Annotated in this window: 18 protein-coding genes and 1 pseudogene; 4 read left to right on the top strand and 15 right to left on the bottom strand. The window is 32.9% G+C overall.

The genetic code is table 11. The features are described 5' to 3' along the window. Nucleotides 1-145 (bottom strand): annotated as a pseudogene (locus ACXAHM_RS01925) (IS256 family transposase); the annotation flags it as partial. 108 nt (nucleotides 146-253) lie between these two features. Further along, on the bottom strand, nucleotides 254-1477 hold the full coding sequence (locus tag ACXAHM_RS01920; RefSeq protein ID WP_474958704.1) for an alkaline phosphatase family protein: 1224 nt from the start codon (nucleotides 1475-1477) through the stop codon (nucleotides 254-256). A 172-nt stretch (nucleotides 1478-1649) separates the two neighbouring features. Here ACXAHM_RS01920 and ACXAHM_RS01915 point away from each other — a divergent pair, with 172 nt between their 5' ends. Next, nucleotides 1650-4058 carry a TonB-dependent receptor gene (locus ACXAHM_RS01915; RefSeq protein ID WP_474958703.1) on the top strand — a complete coding sequence of 803 codons (2409 nt, stop codon included), beginning with the start codon at nucleotides 1650-1652 and terminating at the stop codon, nucleotides 4056-4058. A gap of 673 nt (nucleotides 4059-4731) precedes the next feature. On the opposite strand, the gene ACXAHM_RS01910 is transcribed toward ACXAHM_RS01915, so the two are convergent. From ACXAHM_RS01910 to ACXAHM_RS01870, 9 genes are all read right to left on the bottom strand, one after another. Beyond that, complete coding sequence (locus ACXAHM_RS01910; RefSeq protein WP_474958702.1) at nucleotides 4732-5091, bottom strand: hypothetical protein; 360 nt, start codon at nucleotides 5089-5091, stop codon at nucleotides 4732-4734. A 128-nt stretch (nucleotides 5092-5219) separates the two neighbouring features. After that, nucleotides 5220-5444: a TM2 domain-containing protein gene (locus ACXAHM_RS01905; protein WP_474958701.1), complete on the bottom strand. Its 225-nt coding sequence runs from the start codon at nucleotides 5442-5444 to the stop codon at nucleotides 5220-5222. Between the two features lie 79 nt (nucleotides 5445-5523). Beyond that, nucleotides 5524-6123, bottom strand: coding sequence for an outer membrane beta-barrel protein (locus ACXAHM_RS01900; RefSeq protein ID WP_474958700.1), 600 nt, complete (start codon nucleotides 6121-6123; stop codon nucleotides 5524-5526). A 114-nt stretch (nucleotides 6124-6237) separates the two neighbouring features. After that, a complete protein-coding gene (locus ACXAHM_RS01895; RefSeq protein ID WP_474958699.1) occupies nucleotides 6238-6963 on the bottom strand; it encodes a hypothetical protein in 726 nt (241 codons plus the stop codon). Between the two features lie 77 nt (nucleotides 6964-7040). Further along, nucleotides 7041-7805: a succinate dehydrogenase/fumarate reductase iron-sulfur subunit gene (locus tag ACXAHM_RS01890; protein WP_474958707.1), complete on the bottom strand. Its 765-nt coding sequence runs from the start codon at nucleotides 7803-7805 to the stop codon at nucleotides 7041-7043. Between the two features lie 109 nt (nucleotides 7806-7914). Further along, nucleotides 7915-9843 (bottom strand): fumarate reductase/succinate dehydrogenase flavoprotein subunit, encoded by a 1929-nt coding sequence (locus ACXAHM_RS01885; RefSeq protein ID WP_474958698.1) that lies wholly within the window; start codon nucleotides 9841-9843, stop codon nucleotides 7915-7917. Between the two features lie 68 nt (nucleotides 9844-9911). Next, nucleotides 9912-10589, bottom strand: coding sequence for a succinate dehydrogenase cytochrome b subunit (locus tag ACXAHM_RS01880; protein ID WP_474958697.1), 678 nt, complete (start codon nucleotides 10587-10589; stop codon nucleotides 9912-9914). 363 nt (nucleotides 10590-10952) lie between these two features. Further along, on the bottom strand, nucleotides 10953-11762 hold the full coding sequence (gene ispE / locus ACXAHM_RS01875; protein WP_474958696.1) for a 4-(cytidine 5'-diphospho)-2-C-methyl-D-erythritol kinase: 810 nt from the start codon (nucleotides 11760-11762) through the stop codon (nucleotides 10953-10955). Nucleotides 11763-11815: 53 nt separating this feature from the next. Beyond that, nucleotides 11816-13318 carry a sodium-dependent transporter gene (locus tag ACXAHM_RS01870; RefSeq protein WP_474958695.1) on the bottom strand — a complete coding sequence of 501 codons (1503 nt, stop codon included), beginning with the start codon at nucleotides 13316-13318 and terminating at the stop codon, nucleotides 11816-11818. Between the two features lie 199 nt (nucleotides 13319-13517). Here ACXAHM_RS01870 and ACXAHM_RS01865 point away from each other — a divergent pair, with 199 nt between their 5' ends. Continuing rightward, nucleotides 13518-13835: a hypothetical protein gene (locus tag ACXAHM_RS01865; RefSeq protein WP_474958694.1), complete on the top strand. Its 318-nt coding sequence runs from the start codon at nucleotides 13518-13520 to the stop codon at nucleotides 13833-13835. Here ACXAHM_RS01865 and ACXAHM_RS01860 read toward each other — a convergent pair. The 4 genes from ACXAHM_RS01860 to ACXAHM_RS01845 all read right to left on the bottom strand — a co-directional run bounded on the left by ACXAHM_RS01860 (nucleotide 13832) and on the right by ACXAHM_RS01845 (nucleotide 18170). Beyond that, nucleotides 13832-14620: a formylglycine-generating enzyme family protein gene (locus tag ACXAHM_RS01860; protein ID WP_474958693.1), complete on the bottom strand. Its 789-nt coding sequence runs from the start codon at nucleotides 14618-14620 to the stop codon at nucleotides 13832-13834. The genes ACXAHM_RS01865 and ACXAHM_RS01860 overlap by 4 nt on opposite strands. Nucleotides 14621-14734: 114 nt before the next feature. Beyond that, nucleotides 14735-15709, bottom strand: coding sequence for an AAA family ATPase (locus ACXAHM_RS01855; protein WP_474958692.1), 975 nt, complete (start codon nucleotides 15707-15709; stop codon nucleotides 14735-14737). A 207-nt stretch (nucleotides 15710-15916) separates the two neighbouring features. Continuing rightward, nucleotides 15917-17335: a peptidylprolyl isomerase gene (locus ACXAHM_RS01850; RefSeq protein ID WP_474958691.1), complete on the bottom strand. Its 1419-nt coding sequence runs from the start codon at nucleotides 17333-17335 to the stop codon at nucleotides 15917-15919. Beyond that, on the bottom strand, nucleotides 17310-18170 hold the full coding sequence (locus ACXAHM_RS01845) for a hypothetical protein (protein ID WP_474958690.1): 861 nt from the start codon (nucleotides 18168-18170) through the stop codon (nucleotides 17310-17312). Before ACXAHM_RS01845 ends, ACXAHM_RS01850 begins: the two co-directional genes overlap by 26 nt. 282 nt (nucleotides 18171-18452) lie before the next feature. Here ACXAHM_RS01845 and prfB point away from each other — a divergent pair, with 282 nt between their 5' ends. Both prfB and amaB read left to right on the top strand, forming a co-directional pair. Next, nucleotides 18453-19526 carry a peptide chain release factor 2 gene (gene prfB / locus ACXAHM_RS01840; RefSeq protein ID WP_474958689.1) on the top strand — a complete coding sequence of 358 codons (1074 nt, stop codon included), beginning with the start codon at nucleotides 18453-18455 and terminating at the stop codon, nucleotides 19524-19526. 144 nt (nucleotides 19527-19670) lie between these two features. Continuing rightward, complete coding sequence (gene amaB, locus ACXAHM_RS01835; protein ID WP_474958688.1) at nucleotides 19671-21221, top strand: L-piperidine-6-carboxylate dehydrogenase; 1551 nt, start codon at nucleotides 19671-19673, stop codon at nucleotides 21219-21221. The last annotated feature ends 142 nt before the right edge of the window (nucleotides 21222-21363 follow it).

Genomic DNA, 21363 nt, shown 5'->3' with positions numbered 1-21363 from the left:
CAAGAGCACTGTCTAAAAATTGTTTCAATAAAGGTGCAAATACACCTCCTTTCCCTGTTAGAGATTTTCCTGATAAGAGTTGTTTGAGTGCTAAGTCTCGCATTTTTTGAAACTCAGCACTCTCTTTTTGTGATTGCTTTGCCATAATTTTCAATATATAAAATTTAAAAATTTCGGACAGCGTTTATTTTATACTCTCTTTCAATTCTAAAAAAAGCCATGTAAAATCAAGTGTTTTACATGGCTTTTTTAATTAGAAACCTTTCATTACAGGCAACAGTACTTCTTCTTTACCATCAACATACTCAGGTACTTTTAACGATAATATCTTGGCTAATGCAGGATATACATTCACATTTTCAAAAGATTCAATTGTTTTACCTTTCTGAAAATGATCTCCTACTGCGTAAAATATTGCATGCATATTTTTCACCTGATACGGATTAAAACCATGCATACCATTACTAACTCTACCTCTTAATTTTCTAAATGTCATTGGAGGAATTGCTTCACAATAGATCGCTGGAATTCTTACCCCTTTTGAATAATGAATTTCCTTTGGAGCATCTTCCTTTTTATAAACAATAAAACCTTTATCTTCTTGAGCTTTTAGTTTTTGATATGCTTGTTCAATATCAGCACCTTCTTTTGGGTATAACATATATTGAATTCCACCTCCATTGACACATTCAAAATCTTCAAATCTACCTAAGCTTTCTAAAACGATGGCATTATCTACATCGACTTGTTGCATCCCATGATCGGAAACAATAACCAAGTCAATTGGTTTACCTGACTTTTTTACAATGTCATATAACTTTCCAATTATACCATCTATATATTCTACTGCCTCTTTTGTTTCTTGAGCATTAGGTCCAAACATATGTCCTTTTGTATCCACCAAAGAAAAATAAGTAGAGATAAATGTTGGTCTAACTTCATCATCCAAAGCCAACCATTTTTCAATTTGATCTAAACGTTCTAAATAAGGTGTGGGTTTATTGTATTTGTAATAATACGTTTGTGTCATTCCCTCTACTCTAGCATCAGAAACTGGCCAATAAAAAGCTGCTGACTTTTGTCCTTGTTGTTCTACAAGATTCCAAAGTGGTGTTCCCTTAAACCAAGAACCATCCTTTTTCCCCATTCCAATATGGTAATGTTGATCTCTTTCCGGATCATAAAAGTTATTATGAACTAACCCATTGTTTTGTGGGTACATACCAGTAATTATCGCATAATGATTTGGAAATGTTTTACTAGGATAAGAAGGTATCATTGATTTAGCTTTTACTCCATTCTGAGCAATCAAATCAAGATTAGGCGTATTATATAATTCATGATAATCAAATCGAAATCCATCAATTGATACTAAAATGACTGTATTTTTGGTTGTTGACTTTTCTTTCGTAGTAGTACAAGACTGGATACAAAATGATAGTAACACCAAGAAACAAAAGTAGTATATATTTCTCATTTACAACAAGTTAATTAAATCACTACAACAAATTAGTCATCTTCTACTTTTTATCACTTAATCATTAAATTTCATTAAGTATAAAATAAATAATAAAATATTTTTAGGCTTGTCTAAAATTTTTATTTAGCTTTACATAAAATAAAAATTAGCATTATAAAAATATACAGCTATGAAAGCTTATCTAGCTATATTTCTTTCAATATTTCTCTTTCGAATCAGCTATGCAGGAGATCTAATAACTGTCAAAGGTCATATCACTTCAGGTAAAGAACATATTCCTTTTGCTACTATTGCTGTCAATGATGGAGCATTGGGAACCTCATCCGATGCTGAAGGGCATTTTTCAATACATTTAGAAAAAGGACTTGTATATAAATTCTTTATCTCTGCAGTTGGGTATCAACCTATTGAACAAAAAATCATTGCTAAAGCTGGTTTAGAGTTAAAATTCAATTTAGATAAAGATTTACTACAGTTAAATGAAGTCATCGTTTCAAGTAGCAGAAGAGAACAAAGTAGAAAAGAAACTGCTGCTGTTGTAAATGTAGTTGGAAAAGAACTTTTTGTTGCTTCAAATGCAAAGGTCGTGGCAGATGGATTAAATTTCGTATCTGGCGCCAGAGTAGAAAATACGTGTGGCAATTGTGGTGCAAGTCAATTAAGATTAAATGGCTTAGAAGGTCCATACACTCAAATATTGGTAGATAGCCGCCCAATCTTTAATGGATTGGTTGGTGTTTATGGTTTGGAACAAATTCCAGTTTCAATGGTAGACCAAGTAGAAGTAGTTCGCGGTGGAGGCTCAGTACTTTTTGGAGCTAACGCAATTGGAGGAACTGTTAATATTATCACGAAAGCTCCTCAATTTAATACTTATGAAATAGGAACGAATTATGGTACAATTGATGGTAAATCAAATGATATCAATACTTATTTTAATACTTCAATTGTCTCTAAAAATGATAAAACAGGAGCATATATCTTTGGTTCTTATCGCCACAGAGATTATTGGAATGCTAACCCAGATGATGTATGGTACCAATTAGATGATGATGGAAATCCAACAGGATCACCTATCAAAGACGACTTCAGTGAGCTACCTGAATTAAAAACGGCTTCCATTGGAACTAAAGTTTATCATAAAATAAATGAGCAAAATAAGTTTACTTTTGATTTTAAATATTTAAATGAAAAAAGAAGAGGTGGTAATAAATTTAATCTCAAACCTGAACAGTCAGATATTACTGAAATGATTGATATGAATATCCTTGGTGGTAGTATCAATTATGATTGGTTTAGTAAAAATAATACAACTCATATCAATGCGTATTCTAATTTACAATACGTTCATAGGGACAGTTATTATGGTGCCAATCAAGCACCTGACGGCTATGGTTTGACTACAGGAAGAACTTTTATCGGTGGTTTACAATTAAATCAAGACCTCGGGAAAATGTTTAATTCATCTATGTACTTTGTGGCAGGTGTTGAATATATTTCTGATAAGATTAATGATCAAAAAAATGCCTATAAAGATCCTGATACAGGTGAGAGTGTAGCTAAAGTTGAGGTCTCAAATCAAATTTCCAATACAATGGCTGCTTTTGCTCAGAATGAATGGAAAGGGGAAAAACTCTCACTTTTGATTGGTGCTCGATTAGATTATGTTATGATTGAAGATTTAGAGAATAGTCAAAATAATAAAAGTCTCCCCTCTTTTAATCCTCGTATCAATATGAAGTATAACATTACAGATGATATGCAAATAAGAGGTGGTTTTGCAACAGGTTTTAGAGCTCCACAAATGTTTTCAGAAGATCTACATATAGAAGTTGCAGGAGGACAAGCAGTAAGAACTGTTTTAGATCCTAATTTGAAACCTGAAACTTCCTTATCCTATAATCTGGCTTGGGATTATGAAAAGAAAATTGGAAAAGTTCAAACTTACTTCTTAGTCGAAGGTTTTCATACTCGAATAAAAGATAGATTTGATAATCAATATGAATATCTAGAAGATGGTACTTTAATCAATTTTAAAAGAAACTCTACTTCTGATGCTATTGTACAAGGTTTGAACATTGAAGCTAAGATTGCTCCTTCTGATAAGTTTGATGCACAACTTGGGTACACTATTCAAACTGCCGAATACGAAGAGGAAAATCAATGGGGAGATGAAGAGACAAGTACATCTAAATATATTCTTAGAACGCCCAATCAGTATGGTTCTTTAACACTAAACTATCGTCCTATTCAAAAGTGGACAACTTCTCTAACTGGAGTGTATACTGGGAGTATGTATGTGCCTTATATACCTGGTGGATTTGTAGATGGCCAACTCACTACAGAAGAAGAATTAGTTAAAACAGAATCTTTCTTTGATATGGGGTTAAAAGTTTCATACACTACCAAATTTATCAAAGAGACAAACATCCAAATTGGAGGTGGAGTAAAAAATATATTTAATCAAATGCAGGATCAGTTTGTCAGTGGACCTGATAAAGATGCAGCTTTTGTTTACGGCCCTATTACACCTAGAATGTATTTCCTGGAAATAAAAATTGGTAATTTGCTGAATTAAAAAAACAAAAAAACACCTTCTCTTTATGTATTTTAGAGAAGGTGTTTTTTTTAGTAAAATGATATTTCTACTCCTAGTACAAAAGAATTATTATAGAAAGGAGAATCATTGATAGATAAATGATAAATATCAGATTGTAATTCCGTAAAAAATGAAATTTTCTGATTGAGTCTACCTATTAATCCAATACCTCCATGTAAATTTGGAGAAGCTACTCCATTTTCCTCATAAAAATTTAAATTGATCCCAAAATTTAATTTAGGTTGAATTGCTTTCTTACTAAATCTATATTCAATTAGTAAAGGAATTGAATTAAAAGAGCTAAAACTTTCTTCTTCTTCTGTAAGTTCTTTATTCAGAGAATTATTATTGAAGCCTGTTTTAAAATATATTTTTTCACTTAATCGTGGTAACCAAAAAACTACATTTGCACCAAATGTAGAATATCTAGATTTGTCTAATCGATTAACAGTAACACCATAAAAAGGTGAAATAGAAAGATATAATTTACCTTTACCTTTTGTGTATACAACACAGCTATTTTCTCCACAATTTTCATCGTGATATTGTTTAGTAATTTTTGTTAAAACATTGATACTAGGTTTTTCAATTCTATTTATTTTATCTACAACATTTATAGACGCATTATCAAAATAGAGTAGTAAATAATTATTTATTCTGTGGTCTTTCTTTTGTAACCTTTTTCTCTAGATAAATAAATACTTTTTGTTCCTTCAACTATATATTCTAAAAACAATTCTTTGTAGGTATCAGTATTAATTTTTATCTTTTTTGAAACATAATGCTCTCCATTCACAAAATAATAACCTTTTAATTCATTTGGTTCATATTTTATTATTTCACTCCCATTTTTTACATGACAGTAATTAAAATTTTTCAAGTCATTATGTTGAAGCATTACTTGTGTAGTATCTCCTTCATTAGTTACTAAATAACCCTTTTTAATAGATAAATCCTGACCAAAAACAGAAGTACAAATGAATAAAATAAGAATAGGTATAAGTTTGCTCATTGTATAAAAAAATCATATTAGGTTTAAATCAATATTCGAATCAAAATTAATGAATCCTATTTAATAATAAAACAAAAAAGGCCTAACATCGTAATGCTAGACCTTTATCCTATCTATAATTTTTATGACTATCTGTTCATCATATTTTCCATTGCCGCCATATTTCCAGCTTTAAAGTTAGCTTCATCAACCATACCTCCAATTAGGAATAAGTCAATGATCCAACCAATACCGAAAACACCTCCTGTTAATAAATAAACTATTCCAGAAGTAGTTTTTCCTAAATAGAATCTATGGATTCCAAGAAGTCCAAAGAAAAACCATAATACGTATGCGACTAAAGATGATTTCATTTTATTTTTTATAATTTTAATTGTTGACACTTATTAAATAATACGATATTTATTTAAAATAGGTTGTCTATTTTTTGAATTATCTTTCAATAAATGAAAGGTTAATCACTGCACGAACTTCAAGACTATTGTAATTAATATCAAAAACATCATTTTGACTATCAGTAATCTCTAAATTTGGAGCAATATGATAAACAACTCCAAACCCTATCCAACCAAGATCTACACCTACTTCAGGAGCATATCCAATCGTTGAGGTTGGTTCTGGACGTTCTGTTTCAATATTCGTATCTAAATCAGGGTAGTATTGTCCTGCTACCATTGTGTACTGCCCGATACCTAATTCGATATAAGGTCTTACTCTATTTTGACCAAAGTGATAGAGAATTTTTCCAGAAATATTTCTCACGTCAGTATTACCAAAGTTAGCAGGGTAATCGTTATTAGGCTCTAAAGCACCAATAGCACCTTCATATTCTGCACCTAGTGATAAATTAGGCGTTACATTAATGTATAAATCAACAAAAAAATGTCCTCCGACACCACTCATTTTGTTGTCATTTCCATTTGTAGACATTACTGATAGACCTCCTCCAAAACCGATATTAACTAATTTATCCTGTGCATAAGAACTGATAGACACTACAGTCAAGATGAATAGTAGAGCGAACTTTTTCATAGTATTTATTTAAATGTTGTCTTGATTTTCATTTAATAAACGACCTCCTCTCTTCACCTACTTTTAGTATCTATCTATCTATTTTTATATACTGCTTATTTATACTTTTATAATTTAAAACTTAACACCAAATGTAAACTTAGGCATAAAATTATTTGCTTTCACTTTAGTTGTTGTAGTGGTATCCCGCTCTAAATCTATTACAGTATTATTTTCTAAAATGAAAGCTTGAGTATATTGTTGGTTTACATTTATTTTCCCAACATTTGCTTCTAATCCAATACTAAATATTTTATACCTAAAGTTTAAGCCAATTGTATTTGAAAAAGTAAATCCTTCTAGCATTGAATATTCATTATCATAAGAAATATACCTTGGACACAGATTATAATAAAAATCGATAGCTGTCATGTTATTTAATGTATAAGTATACATTGGGCCAAATTCCAAAAATGAAATATCAATATTTACTTTATCATAATTTGATCTTGTTATATTTCCTCGTTTATCATAAAGATTATAACTTGAAGTTTTAAGGTCGATGTTTATATCCAACCAATTTACATTTAACGCTAAGCCCATTTTATTTTTTCTATACAAATACCATCGATTTCCAACTTGTAAACCGAGAGTGATTCCAGAAAAAGGTTCTTCAATGTCATTACCTTCAAAATCCAAAAAATTAGAAGAAGGGAAGCCTAATATCACTTTACAACTTAATCCATTTTTTGTAGTAATATTATTTGCTTGAAGTGTTTGCTTTTCAGGATTAGATTGAGAGTAAGTGTTTAGAGTAGTCAACATTAATAATAATGTTACAATAAGTAGTTTGTTTTTCATGATTAAAAAAAAGAGAGATAAAAAAAAGAGAATAGATATATAACCTATTCTCTTTGCAATATACAACTAATATTTAATTAGTTCTGATAATCTGTTTCGTTACCACTGAATGATGCACGAGCGAATTCTCTATTCAACCTTGCGATATGAGTAATAGAAATTTCTTTTGGACATACAGCCTCACATGCTCCAGTATTTGTACAAGCACCGAACCCTTCAGCATCATGTTGCTCAACCATTGCTAATGCACGACGCTTACGTTCTGCACCACCTTGAGGTAATAATGCTAATTGTGATACTTTAGCTGAAGTGAATAGCATTGCTGAAGCATTTTTACATGCAGCAACACAAGCACCACAACCGATACACTGCGCTGCATCCATTGCTTCATCCGCTACTGTTTTAGGGATTGCAATTTCGTTTGCGTCAGGTACACCACCTGTAGATACAGTTACGTATCCACCAGCTTGCATGATTCTATCAAAAGAAGTACGGTCTACAACCAAATCTTTTAATACTGGAAATGCAGAAGCTCTCCAAGGTTCAACAACGATAGTTTCACCATCACTGAAAGTACGCATATGCAACTGACAAGTAGTGATACCATGTTTAGGACCGTGAGGCTTACCATTGATATATAAAGAACACATACCACAAATACCTTCACGACAATCGTGATCGAAGTGGATTGGATCGTTACCTTTCTTTAATTCGTTCTCATTTAGAACGTCAAGCATTTCTAGGAATGACATATCAACAGATACATCATTTACTTCATATGACTCAAATTTACCCGGCTTGTTTTCACCCGCCTGACGCCAAATTTTAAGTTTTATATTAATTGTTTTTCCTGCCATGATCTTCAAATTGTAGGTGTTATTTTTCTAACAACCTGTTTAATGAATTGTTTTGAAAGAGCTAATAATCAATATATTAGCTCAATCGATAAAATTACTTGTAAGAACGTTGTGTTAACTTCACGTTTTCAAACACTAGGTCTTCTTTCGTTAATGAAGGATCGTTACCTTCTCCTTCATAACCCCAAGCAGCAACGTAAGAGAACTCATCATCTTTACGTAATGCCTCACCTTCTTCAGTTTGTGATTCTTCACGGAAGTGACCACCACAAGACTCAGAACGGTTATGAGCATCAATGACCATCAACTCACCTAGCTCTAAGAAGTCTTCTAAACGTAATGCTTTCTCAAGCGTCATGTTTAATTCCTCATTAGCTCCAATCACTTTTAGGTCTTTGTTGAATTCAGCACGTAATTCTTGGATCATACCACGAGCTTTTTCCAAACCTTCTTTGTTACGTGACATACCACAATACTCCCACATGATGTGGCCTAATTTCTTATGGATATCATCAGGAGTTTGGTTACCCTTGATATTTAATAATTTATCGATTCTTGCTTGAGCAGCTTTTTCAGCTTCAGCAAAAGCAGGATTTGATTTATCAACAGCTTGTCCTAGAGGAAGTGTTGCAATGTAATCACCAATTGTGTAAGGAATTACGAAGTAACCATCCGCTAGACCTTGCATTAATGCTGATGCACCTAAACGGTTAGCACCATGATCAGAGAAGTTAGCCTCTCCTAATGCATAAAGACCAGGAACGTTAGTTGATAAGTTATAATCTACCCAAAGACCACCCATTGTGTAGTGAACTGCAGGATAAATCATCATTGGCACCTCATACGGATTGTCATCAGTGATTTGCTGATACATATCGAATAAGTTACCATATTTTTGTTCGATTGTTTTTCTACCGTCACGCTTGATAGCGTCAGCGAAGTCTAAGAATACTGCAAGACCAGTAACACCTACACCTCTTCCTTCGTCACATACCATCTTCGCATTACGAGAAGCTACGTCACGAGGTACTAAGTTACCGAATGAAGGATATCTTCTTTCTAAGTAATAATCTCTTTCTGCTTCAGGTAATTTTACCGCATCAGCAGCAGAAATCTTAGCATGTTTTTTATCTTTTGGTACCCAAACACGACCATCGTTACGTAATGATTCAGACATTAACGTAAGTTTTGATTGGTAATCACCGTGTACAGGGATACAAGTAGGGTGAATTTGAGTGAAACAAGGGTTAGCAAACTTAGCTCCTTTCTTGTATGCTCTCCATGCAGCAGAACCATTAGATGCCATTGCGTTTGTAGAAAGGAAGAATACGTTACCGTAACCACCAGTACAAAGCAATACTGCATGACCTGCATGCGATTGAACTTCACCAGTTACTAAATCACGTGTTACAATACCTTTAGCGTGACCATCAATCTTCACTACATCAAGCATTTCTTTACGTGTATGTAATTTTACTTTACCAGTGTTTACCATTTTAGATAAAGCAGAGTAAGCACCTAAAAGTAATTGTTGTCCAGTTTGACCACGAGCGTAGAAAGTACGGGATACTTGAGCTCCACCAAATGAACGGTTATCCAATAACCCACCATAATCACGAGCGAAAGGTACACCTTGAGCTACACATTGATCAATGATTTCAGTAGATACTTCTGCTAAACGGTGAACGTTAGCTTCACGAGATCTATAATCACCACCTTTGATTGTATCATAAAATAAACGGTAAACTGAGTCACCATCATTTTGATAATTTTTTGCAGCGTTGATACCACCTTGTGCAGCAATAGAGTGTGCACGACGAGGTGAATCTTGGAAACAGAATGCGTCTACATTGTATCCTAATTCTGCTAAAGTTGCAGCAGCTGAAGCTCCTGCTAAACCTGTACCTACTACAATAATATTAAATTTTCTCTTGTTAGCAGGGTTAACAAGTTTTACGTTGAATTTATGTTTTTCCCACTTACTGGCTAAATCGCCTGCAGGTATTTTTGATTCTAATGACATTCTATTCTATAGTTTTATTGTTATTGATTAATAACCTTGTAATATTTTGTTCAGAGAAGATGTTTTGACTATCCTCTAATAAACATTACAACTGGAATTGCTCCGAATAATACAGGAACAATAATAGAATAAGCTTTTCCTAAGAAAGCAATAATTGGAGTATATCTCTTATTATTTAATCCTAATGTTTGGAAAGCACTTGCAAAGCCATGCCATAAATGGAAAGCTAATACAAACATAGAAATTACATATCCAGCAACAATTACAGGATTTGTATAAGAGGCTGCAACAACGCTATAAAGATCTTTTAATTCTACACCATCAACCATAGTTGTAGAAATTTCTCCTCTTAACTCGTGCATTACTGCCCAATACTGGCCTAAGTGCACTACTAAGAATACAGCGATAACAGAACCTAAAACTCCCATGTACTTTGATACTTGTGAACCGTCTTTGTTTGTTACTTTGTACGCTTGTCCTCCTCTAGCCTTTTTGTTTTGTGCTGTTAAGATAATAGCATAAACAATGTGTGCTAAGAAGAATAATTTAAAAACGTTAGCTACTACTTGTACAATAGGGTTAGTAGACATAAAATGAGCATATAAATTGAAAGCTTCTGCTTTACCCATTAATAACGTCATGTTACCAGACACGTGCCCAGCTAAGAATAAGATGAGTAAAATACCAGAGAGAGACATCATAATCTTTCTCCCGATTGTACTACTCAACGATTTCTGCCAACTCATAAAAATTAACTTTTAGATAAAATATTGTGGTGAGATAGTTCTCTAATTTATTTCGTTGCAAAATTATATCTCAACTAAAACAGATACAATAATCAAGGTCAGTAGAACCTTATTTTGAATAAATCTAAACAAGGGCTTTTTTCATTAAAAAAAACAAAAAATCAAACACTTAAACAACTAAATAACAATTACTTACACATGATTAAGCAATGTTTAATAGCTGTATTTATTTCTATATATTTATTAAAGTCGTCAACAAAACATAACAAAAGTCATCTTTTCAGTTTATGTTGAGGTATAAAAAAACACTTCAAAATTGACTTTTTGAAGTGTTAATAAGGTTTTATACGGTATTATCAGTAATTATTCTAATTCTCCAACCCATGTAGAAAGTGCTGAATATATACTTATGTCAGGCTTTTCATTAAATATACCATACAATGTAGAACCTGATCCCGTCATGCTCGCATAAGAGGCTCCCATTGCATAAAGTTGATTTTTGATATTTTCGATTTCAGGATATTTTTTAAAAATCCCTTGCTCAAAGTCATTATTTACTTTTTCCTTCCATTCTTCTACATCTCCTTCAATCACTTTCTTCAAATCTTCCTCTAATTTCATTGGTAATACACCAGAATAAGCCTCTTTTGTAGAAATATGAATATTAGGGTTAATCATCGCAATCCATTTACCTTTCAATGATAAATCAAGCGTAGAAAATTCTTCTCCTCTTCCAGTAACCCAAGTTGGTGTATTTGAAATAAAGAAAGGACAATCACTTCCTAGTTCTAAAGCATAAGCTTCTAATTTTTCTTGACTTAAATTTAAATCAAATAAATCATTCAACATTACCAATGCATAAGCACCGTCTGCTGATCCACCTCCTAGCCCCGCACCAATTGGAATTACTTTATGTAAATGCATAGCGACAGGTTTAATTTGAGGAAAATCAACCTTTAGAAGATGATAAGCCTTTAAACACAAATTTCCACTTTCATCACCCGGAATTTCAATTCCTGTACTTTGAAATAGAAGTTCCTCACTCGGAATTATTTCCAAGATATCTGTCCATCCAATAGGATAGAAACAAGATGCAATATCATGAAAACCGTCATTACGTTTGCTTGTAATGGCTAATCCAATATTAATTTTTGCGTTTGGAAAGGAAATCATTGTTTAATAGGATGATTGTAGTAATATCTTTGAACTGCGAAGATACAAAGGGATTACCTTATCTTCTCTTTATTTACAAATTTTCTGAAAAGCCATTTATTTAATAAAATTCCTAAAACAATTACAATACCCCATTGCGTTACAATTGTTGCATTAGAATAAACATCAACAAAATTCCAGTTTCCATCCTCTGTAAACCAAGGGTTTGCACTATAGCCTTGTGACATCCACCACCAAACTAAAAACACTCCGATACCAATATTAGCATACATTGCTATCTTATAAAGTGCTGTAGGAATTATTATACTTGAATCTCTATCAATATAGTCTTCTTTGAACTTCGTAATCCCATTTTTCTGAACTGCAAAATTGATGAATAACCCTGAAATCAATAAACCTAATCCCCAAACCCAATCTTGGTTAGAGAAAAAATCCTGACTTAATGCGGAAGGCATTCCTAATACAATACAAAGAAAAGCAGTAATAACACTAGCAATAGATCTTGAGAATTTTAAATCTGTAAAAGTTCTAATACACAACTCTATCATACTTATCAATGAACTAAATGCTGCCATTGTAAACGCTACAAAGAAGACTAAACCTAAGTATTCACCGTAAGGTATCTTAGCAAAAAGCATTGGAATAATTGTAAAAGTCAAAGCTGTGTTTCCTGACTGCAAAAATGAAATGGCTTCTTGATCAGTAGCTGCAATAGCAAAAACAGCGGGTAAAATTGCAATACCTGCAATCAATGACGCTATGTTATTTCCAATTCCACTCACTAGTATATTAAAAGTAACATCTTCTTTTTCTCTTGAATAAGAGGCTATCGTCAACATTAATCCCCAACCTGCACCTGTACTCCAAGCAGATTGTGTCACTGCTTCGATCCAAACTTTTGAATTAAAAAATAAAGCAGGGTCGATATGAAACATATATTCTATTCCTTTAGGGCCGTTTTCTGTAGATAATGCAACTGCTGAAACTAACAGCATTAAAAAGAGAAGAGAAGGGATTAAAAACTTATTCACTCTTTCTAAACCTTGTTGAATACCCTTGTACAACATGAAAACGCCAAAAATCACAAAACCAACATGAAGTAAAACAGTCATAATACTTCCATTAGATACATTAATCCAATATTCTGATAGGTAATTTGGGTTTAGATTATTTAATGCATTTTTATCATCAAGTAATGTTGCCGAGAGTCCTACATACCTCAATCCCCAAGCAGTCACAACAGAATAGTAAAAGGTAATGCCTAGAGTACAAATAGTGATAAAGAAACCCATCCATGTATATTTCTCACCTGCTGCTTGTGCAAAAGATGAAATCACGCCTTGTTTAAATTTCTTTCCTATTGAAAATTCAGACAAAAGAATTGGAATAGACCATATGAATAAAAAAAGGAACCAAAGGATAATAAAAGTTCCTCCATACTGTCCTGCTAGTCTTGGAAAACGCCATAGATTACCTGCACCAATAGCCATTCCAAGAGAGGCCAAAATAACACCCCATTTACTACTAAATTGTTCAGCATTTTTTTGCTGTGTCATATCTAAAGTCTGTTTTTTTGTTAATCTCTATTTTAAGCAAATTAAAAAATACACTATGAATATATTTTTAGGATTGCTATTTTAGTTAAAAAAATTTCTCAACCCAAAGACAAATTAAATGATTGATTCAATAAAACATTATATAAAGACATATATAAGTATAAGATATGGGCTTGCAGGTGCTCTTTTTTTAGGAATAATGGTTTTTGGAATCAATTATTACGATGCCAATTCAGTTAGTCAAGCCTTAACTGCCGCACTTAAACAAAGCGCCTACACTTTTATTTTTGGTGGATATGTTTCAGCATTATGCGAAAGATATACTTCGAAAGGACAATTTGTAAAGGGTGTACTCATCCCGTCTGCGATCGCAATTTTAGCAACGTATACTGTTCATTCTTTCAAGGGAACTCCGAATCCAGAATTATCAACAGTACCAACCATTATTTTTGCTCCATTAGGCTTTTTATTTATTGCTTATAACAAGAAAAAGGAACTTTCTAAAAAAGAGTCTTAAAGCGACCTTGCTACTCTTAGACCAATGAAGTTATGTTTTGCATCCGGTGTATCATAATTTCTATAAGAAGGGCGTGTAAATACTTCTTCACTTTTAAAAGATCCTCCTCTAAATACTTTTTCTTTTCCATTTTGAATGCCTTGAGGGTTGGAAGCAACAGATTGTTTATAAGAAGTTTCACTATACCAATCATTTACCCACTCCCATACATTTCCTTGAAGGTCATAAATACCCAAATTATTTGGTTGTTTTGTACCTACTGCCTGATGTCCTCTTTCATCTGTATTGGCAGCAATCCAAGCTCTATCTTGAATATTTTCATTTGCAGCATTTGTATCTGCAACTTTTTTACCCCCTCTTACTACATACTCAAATTCGGCCTCTGTAAGCAAACGATATTGTTTTCCTGTAGCAGTATTGAGTTTTTGCAGAAATAATTGACAGTCATCCCATGAAACCGTTTCCACTGGATGTTCTTCCATTTTTTGTTCGCTCGGGTTGGTTCCCATTACAGCTTGCCATAACTCTTGTGTCACTTCTAATTTTCCAACAAAGAGATTTTTAATCGTTACTCTATGAATTGGTAAACATGGATTGATACCAGAATCTAAAGTCAAATCACCTACTCTATCTCCCATTTCAAATGAACCTCCTTTTACAAAAATCATTTCGAAACTAACTCCATTGGCTGATTCTATATAATTCTGCTTTTTTTGTCCATAAGAAAATATAGATATCATCATTAATAAAATAGAAAGTACTTTTTGGGGAAATAAATAGTTCATGTAATAAGGATATAATGCTGTTACTAATTGAGTTAGTATATAATTTAACCTTTAAAAAAATAAAGGTCAAATAAACTGATTTATTTGACCTCTATACTTTATGATTTTCTACAATTAGAGTAGTTTTTTAATTATATCTACAATCGTAATTCCTTCTGCCTCTGCTTTAAAGTTTCTTACAACTCTATGTCTTAATACACTTACTGCCACTGCTTTTATATCTTCGATATCTGGAGAATATTTACCAGTTAAGATAGCATGACATTTTGCAGCAATAACTAAATATTGTGACGCTCTTGGTCCTGCACCCCAATCCACAAATTTATTGGTATATTCTTCTGCTAATTCTGAATTAGGTCTAGTTTTGTGTACTAACTTCACTGCATATTCGACTACATTATCGGCAATTGGAACTCTTCTAATCAAATGTTGATAATAAAGAATCTCTTCTGAGCCCATTACTCTATTGACTTCCTTACGTTCATCATTTGTCGTTGATTTCACCACATTCACTTCATCAGCGTAAGAGGGATAATCTAAGATAATGTTAAACATAAAACGGTCTAATTGTGCTTCCGGTAATGGATAAGTACCTTCTTGCTCAATAGGGTTTTGTGTTGCTAATACGAAGAATGGCTTTTCTAATTGAAATTCTTGGTTTGCTATAGTCACTTTATATTCCTGCATTGCCTCTAACAGAGCTGATTGTGTTTTTGGAGGCGTACGGTTAATTTCATCCGCAAGAATTATATTTGAGAAAATAGGTCCTTTTACGAATTTAAACTTACGATCCTGATCCATTGTTTCTGCCCCTAAAATATCTGAAGGCATAAGGTCAGGTGTAAATTGGATTCTACTAAAGTCAAGGTCTAAAGCTTGCGCTACAGTATTGATCAATAATGTTTTTGCTAACCCGGGAACACCTTGTAATAAAGCGTGACCTTGGCTAAATATAGCAGTCAGAACAAAGTGTACAGTATCTTCTTGACCAATGACAACTTTGCCAATTTCATCTTTTAATTGATTATATTTTTGGTGAAGTGCATCAGCAGCTTCCTTGTCAGAGCCAAAGCTTATTTTTGATGTCATGTTTTAATTGTTATTCTAGCGACTAAACAATGGGCTAAATATTAAATAGAATAGTTCTTATTCTTGTTCCCAATTTAGGACTATTGAAATTAAAGGATTTTAAGGAATAAATCAAGAAGGTTTTAAAATAATAAATGGAAGATTAAGAACTTATTAGACATTAAAAAAGCCTTCCTTGTGGAGAAGACTTTCTTATTTGAATATTTTTTAGATTCCATCTAGAATATTACATGTATCATATTCAGGATCAATCTCAATGAATACATCATTTTTTGCACTCTTAATCCATTTTTCTAGGATTTGATTTTTTTGACTATTCAATGTTGCTTGTTGCAATTTTTGATAATCATCTTTAAGATTAGCGTAGTGAGGTTTTTTGTAATCAGAATAATAAATTATCCTTACAGCATCCTGACCATCCTCTGTTCTGTATTTTAATGGCTTAGAGGTACTTCCTACTTTCATTGTATCAATCGCAAAGAATACAACAGGGTCTAATTCATCTGTTGCCATGTAAGAACTACCTGTTAAGTTATTTTTGAAGTAACCTGCATTTGCTCTTGTAGGTTGATCATCAGAATATAAGTTTACAGCTTTTTCAAAACCTAAAGTATCTTGTTCAGCAATCATCGTTCTGATACTATCTAAGAATACTTCTGCGTCTTTTACATCTTGGTAATTTGATTTTGGACGAATCAAGATATGTCTTGCTCTAAAACGTCCACCTCTTCTCTCTAATAATTGAATCAAGTGAAAACCGAAATCAGATTCAACTGGATCTGCAATTTCATTAGGTTCAATAGTAAGAGATATTTCTTCGAATTCAGGTACTAATTCACCACGACCGTGCCATCCTAAGTCACCACCTTTACGTGCTGAACCATAATCTTGCGAGAATTGCTTTGCTAAAACACCAAAATCTTCACCGTCTTCGATTCTTTTCTTAATATCTAAAAGTTGTTGTCTCGCTTTTTCTTTTTCAGATTCAGAAACTTGAGGTTCACGAACAATTTGTCCAACTTTTACTTCTGCTGATAAGAATGGAATACTATCCTTAGGAATAGATTCGTAATATTTTTTCACTTGCTTAGGAGTAATTGTTACACCTGAGATGATTTGTTGTTGCATTGTCTGAACAGTCATTTGTTCTTTCACTTGATCTCTTAAATCATCTCTAAGGTCATTCACAGAACTACCTAAGGTTTTTTCTAATTTTTCTTGTGAGCCTGCTTGAAGAATAAAGTAATTCATACGTCTTTCAAGTTCATCAGCTACACGAGCATTGTCTACTTCAATAGAGTCAATCTGAGCTTTCGCATACATAATTTTATTAACGATCAATCCTTTTAAGATATCACATTTTGCTGCTTTTGGATCTTTAGGATATTGACCATTTGACAACATTTGTTGGTAGCCAGCTTCAACTTCTGATAATAGAATAATATTATTATCAACTTTCGCGATAATTTTATCTACAGGAACAACATCATCTTGAGCAAATAAAGATGTCGTAAAAAGGAATAATAATCCTATTAATGTGTAAGTACGTTGATTCATATTAAGTTTATACTTCAAGTAAAGTATTTCTTTGTTTAGCATTTTATTCTTCTGAGACGTAAATCTCATATTCATTATTTTTTGTAGCCTCTTCATAAAGTTTACTTTCTAGCTCACTTCTGAGTTTAAGCTTTCTTTTTCCAAGGATGACATTCTTCACCTGTTGAGAAACGAACTGCATTGGTGGCGTTTGATCTACAATCTTATAATCCTCAATTTTAAAGATATAAGTATTTGATTCATCATTTGCTTCCCAGAATTTATCTCTCTTCAGTAGGTTTGTTACTTCAGATTGTGAGTTCATAAATGGAGTTCCAAATAACAACTCATCCAAATCTAACCATACAGAATCTTCCAAATGTACAAAATCTGCATAAGCAAAAGCAGAAGATTTCAGTTTTTCTTCATCTTTTTCTTTTTCACTCTTCATCCAACCCTTTACTTTTTTCAAATCAGGTGCTGAATTGGGGTATCTCAAGAAAATTCCTCTAACGATATTGGATTTCAAAATAAAATCATCTGCATTCTTCTTGTAGTACGATTCTATTTGTTCATCTGTCACAACAGTATCCATATGCGTAGCGATGTATTCTCTTTCATACTCGTGCATTATCAACTGAAATTTATATTCCTCTAACCTTCTATCTAAATCTAGTTGTTCAACATCAACATGTGAAGTTGCATTTTCTAGAGTGATTACTCTTCTTACCCAAGTATTAATATATCGATCTCGGATATTGACTGAATCTTTATGAGACATTCGCTCTGTAAATAGACTTTTTAGTTCAGTATCATATAATACTTTATCATTCACTCTTGCAAGTGCTACCCGATTATTTTGGATATTACCTTCTTCCACTGCTTTTGAAAAAGATTTCTTAATCTTATCACAAGAGACAGACATAAAAAGTAAACTAGACAGACCGAGTATGTAGAAGTTTTTCCAATTCATAAAGGCAAATTTAACTATTTAGATTTGTCATGCATTATTCGTGACACACAATACTTACATTTTGATGAAAAAAAAGTATTAAAAATCTTTAAATTATAGTTCAAATAGAATTTTTAAAATAAGTGTAAGTCCATATTAGGTTAAAAAAATCTCCTATATTTGAACTTTCAAAAGAATTGATAGTACGTCATACTGCTTATTAAGAGTAGGTATGGACGAAAAAATAGATAGAATATGAATGCATCTCAGTTGAAGGAATTAAACACAAGAGTAAACGCACTTGAAGGCTATCTTGATATTTCTTCTAAAAAAGAAGAAATAGACAGTAAAGAAGTACTTACAACTGCTGCTGGCTTTTGGGATGATCCTAAAAAAGCTGAAGTTCTATTAAAAGAGATAAAAGGCTTAAAGTCTTGGGTGGATAAATTTGATGAAGTTAAAGCACTGATTGAAGACTTAGAAACTTTATTTGAATTTTACGAAGCAGGTGATGTTGAGGAGCAAGAATTAGAAGCTGAAGGTAAAAAAACGGAAGACGCTATTGAGGCTTTAGAACTCCAAAAAATGCTCAGTAATGAAGAGGATAGCTTAAGTGCAATGATGGAAATCAACTCAGGAGCTGGAGGAACAGAATCCAATGATTGGGTAGAAATGCTTTTCAGAATGTATAAAATGTGGGGTGAATCTCATGGCTATAAAGTTAAAGTTGTCAATATCAATGAAGGTGAAGTTGTTGGGTTTAAACAAGCAACTTTGGAATTTGAAGGTGACTTTGCCTATGGTTATCTACAATCTGAAATTGGTGTACATCGTATGGTTCGACTAAGCCCATTTGATTCGAGTGGAAAAAGACACACTACATTTGGTTCAGTTTTCGTATATCCTGTAGTAGATGATTCTATCCAGATTGAAGTAAATCCTGCAGATATTACTTGGGAGACTTTCCGCTCAGGAGGTGCCGGTGGACAGAATGTAAATAAGGTCGAAACAGCCGTTCGTTTGAGACATACTTCTGGAATTATTGTCGAATGTCAACAAGAGCGTTCTCAACTTCAAAACAAGGAAAAAGCGATTAAGATGTTAAAATCTCGCCTTTACCAACAAGAAGTAGAGAAAAGAAATGCTGAAAGAGCAAAGGTTGAAAATTCTAAGAAACGTGTTGATTTTGGTTCTCAAATCAGAAACTACACAATGCATCCTTATAAATTAGTTAAAGATATTAGAACAGGTGTTGAAAAAACTGATGTTCAAAAAGTATTAGATGGTGATTTAGATGATTTCATTAAAGCTTTCTTAATGCAAAATTAAGGAACACATAACATCTTAAAGCTCACAATGTAAAAACCTTAGAGATATAACTGTAATTCTTACGTTTATTTTTAAGGTTTTTTCTTTGTCTTCAAATTCTTTTTCATCAAATTTGCATACCATTAAAACACATTGTAGAACAACATGAATACAACTTCAATTCAATTAGATTTCCTTAAAGAATTAGGAATCGAAAAACGCAATCCTGCCTACGCCACTGGTAGAAAATTTGCAAAATTGGATCCCAATCGTGAAACTAGAAAAATCTATTCTCCTACAAACGGTGAACTAATCGCTGAAGTAGAAATGGCAACAGAAGATGATTTAGAATTAATCATTGCTGAAGCCCAAAAAGCATTTGAAATATGGAAAGTTTTACCAGCACCTAAGAGAGGTGAGATTGTACGTCAAATTGGTGAAGCTTTAAGAAAATATAAAGAACCTCTTGGTAAATTAGTTACTTACGAAATGGGTAAAATTTATCAAGAAGGATTAGGTGAAGTACAAGAAATGATCGACATCTGTGACTTCTCTGTTGGGCAATCAAGACAGCTATACGGTCTTGAAATGAAATCAGAACGACAAGATCATAGAATGTTTGAACAATGGCATCCACTTGGATTAGTCGGTATCATTTCTGCCTTCAACTTCCCTGTTGCTGTTTGGTCTTGGAATGCAATGATTGCTGCTATTGGTGGTAATGTTTGTATTTGGAAACCATCAGAAAAAACACCTCTTACAGCTATTGCATGTCAATATATCTTGCAAGATGTTTTGAATGAAAATGATTTACCTGAGGGGTTATTTAGTTATATCATTGGTGATGCATCAATTGGTTCTAAAATGTCAAATGACAGCCGTTTCCCTCTTATCTCTGCTACAGGCTCTACTCGTATGGGTAAAAAAGTTGGTGAAGCAGTTGGGAAGAGATTAGGTAAATCTCTTTTAGAATTAGGTGGAAATAATGCATTGATCATTACTGAAAATGCAGATATTGAAATGGCTATCCGTGCTACAGTTTTCGGAGCTGTTGGTACTTGTGGTCAAAGATGTACTTCAACAAGAAGGTTAATTGTTCACAGCAGTGTTTACCAACAAGTCAAAGACCGTCTTTTAAAGATTTACCCTTCATTATCTATTGGTAACCCATTAGATGAAAGTAGCTTGGTTGGACCATTAATTGACCAAGATGCTGTTGCTTCTTTTAAAGCTGCAATTGAAAAAGCTAAAGCAGAAGGTGGAAACTTATTAATTGGTGGTGATTCTTACAAAGCAGAAGGATTATCAGATAATTATGTTTATCCTGCGATCATCGAAGCTGAAAATCATTACGAAATTGTACAGGATGAGACTTTCGCTCCTATTTTATATCTTTTAAAATATGAAGGAGAGGTTGAAAATGCCATTCAAATTCAAAATGATGTAAAGCAAGGCCTTTCATCTGCAATTTTCACTAATCATTTATTAGAATCTGAAGCCTTTTTGAGTGCTGCAGGATCTGATTGTGGTATTGCTAATGTCAATATTGGCACATCAGGTGCTGAAATTGGCGGTGCTTTTGGTGGTGAAAAAGAAACTGGAGGTGGACGTGAGTCTGGTTCTGATGCTTGGAAAGCTTACATGAGAAGACAAACAAATACTGTAAACTACGGTAGAGTCCTACCTTTAGCACAGGGTATCAAATTTGACATATAACACATGAAAGAGAGCTTCTAATACTTAATTTTAGAAGCTCTTTTTTTTACTTTTAATAGTAGAACTTACACCTAAATAGCTAAAATCATTAATATTAAAGACTACTTTTTTTTGAGTTAAAACTAGCATTAGTTATATTGTT

The organism is Flammeovirga sp. AWQ4_249 (genome assembly GCF_056161045.1).
Note: the sequence above shows the minus strand (reverse complement) of the source record. Positions and strands in the feature narration are given on the sequence as shown.

Excerpts from the sequence above, each read along its gene's own strand:
- ACXAHM_RS01920 (WP_474958704.1), bottom strand. The coding sequence starts at position 1,477 with ATGAGAAATATATACTACTTTTGTTTCTTGGTGTTACTATCATTTTGT.
- ACXAHM_RS01915 (WP_474958703.1), top strand. The coding sequence starts at position 1,650 with ATGAAAGCTTATCTAGCTATATTTCTTTCAATATTTCTCTTTCGAATC.
- ACXAHM_RS01910 (WP_474958702.1), bottom strand. The coding sequence starts at position 5,091 with ATGAGCAAACTTATACCTATTCTTATTTTATTCATTTGTACTTCTGTT.
- ACXAHM_RS01905 (WP_474958701.1), bottom strand. The coding sequence starts at position 5,444 with ATGAAATCATCTTTAGTCGCATACGTATTATGGTTTTTCTTTGGACTT.
- ACXAHM_RS01900 (WP_474958700.1), bottom strand. The coding sequence starts at position 6,123 with ATGAAAAAGTTCGCTCTACTATTCATCTTGACTGTAGTGTCTATCAGT.
- ACXAHM_RS01895 (WP_474958699.1), bottom strand. The coding sequence starts at position 6,963 with ATGAAAAACAAACTACTTATTGTAACATTATTATTAATGTTGACTACT.
- ACXAHM_RS01885 (WP_474958698.1), bottom strand. The coding sequence starts at position 9,843 with ATGTCATTAGAATCAAAAATACCTGCAGGCGATTTAGCCAGTAAGTGG.
- ACXAHM_RS01880 (WP_474958697.1), bottom strand. The coding sequence starts at position 10,589 with ATGAGTTGGCAGAAATCGTTGAGTAGTACAATCGGGAGAAAGATTATG.
- ispE (WP_474958696.1), bottom strand. The coding sequence starts at position 11,762 with ATGATTTCCTTTCCAAACGCAAAAATTAATATTGGATTAGCCATTACA.
- ACXAHM_RS01870 (WP_474958695.1), bottom strand. The coding sequence starts at position 13,318 with ATGACACAGCAAAAAAATGCTGAACAATTTAGTAGTAAATGGGGTGTT.
- ACXAHM_RS01865 (WP_474958694.1), top strand. The coding sequence starts at position 13,518 with ATGGTTTTTGGAATCAATTATTACGATGCCAATTCAGTTAGTCAAGCC.
- ACXAHM_RS01860 (WP_474958693.1), bottom strand. The coding sequence starts at position 14,620 with ATGAACTATTTATTTCCCCAAAAAGTACTTTCTATTTTATTAATGATG.
- ACXAHM_RS01855 (WP_474958692.1), bottom strand. The coding sequence starts at position 15,709 with ATGACATCAAAAATAAGCTTTGGCTCTGACAAGGAAGCTGCTGATGCA.
- ACXAHM_RS01850 (WP_474958691.1), bottom strand. The coding sequence starts at position 17,335 with ATGAGATTTACGTCTCAGAAGAATAAAATGCTAAACAAAGAAATACTT.
- ACXAHM_RS01845 (WP_474958690.1), bottom strand. The coding sequence starts at position 18,170 with ATGTCTGTCTCTTGTGATAAGATTAAGAAATCTTTTTCAAAAGCAGTG.
- prfB (WP_474958689.1), top strand. The coding sequence starts at position 18,453 with ATGAATGCATCTCAGTTGAAGGAATTAAACACAAGAGTAAACGCACTT.
- amaB (WP_474958688.1), top strand. The coding sequence starts at position 19,671 with ATGAATACAACTTCAATTCAATTAGATTTCCTTAAAGAATTAGGAATC.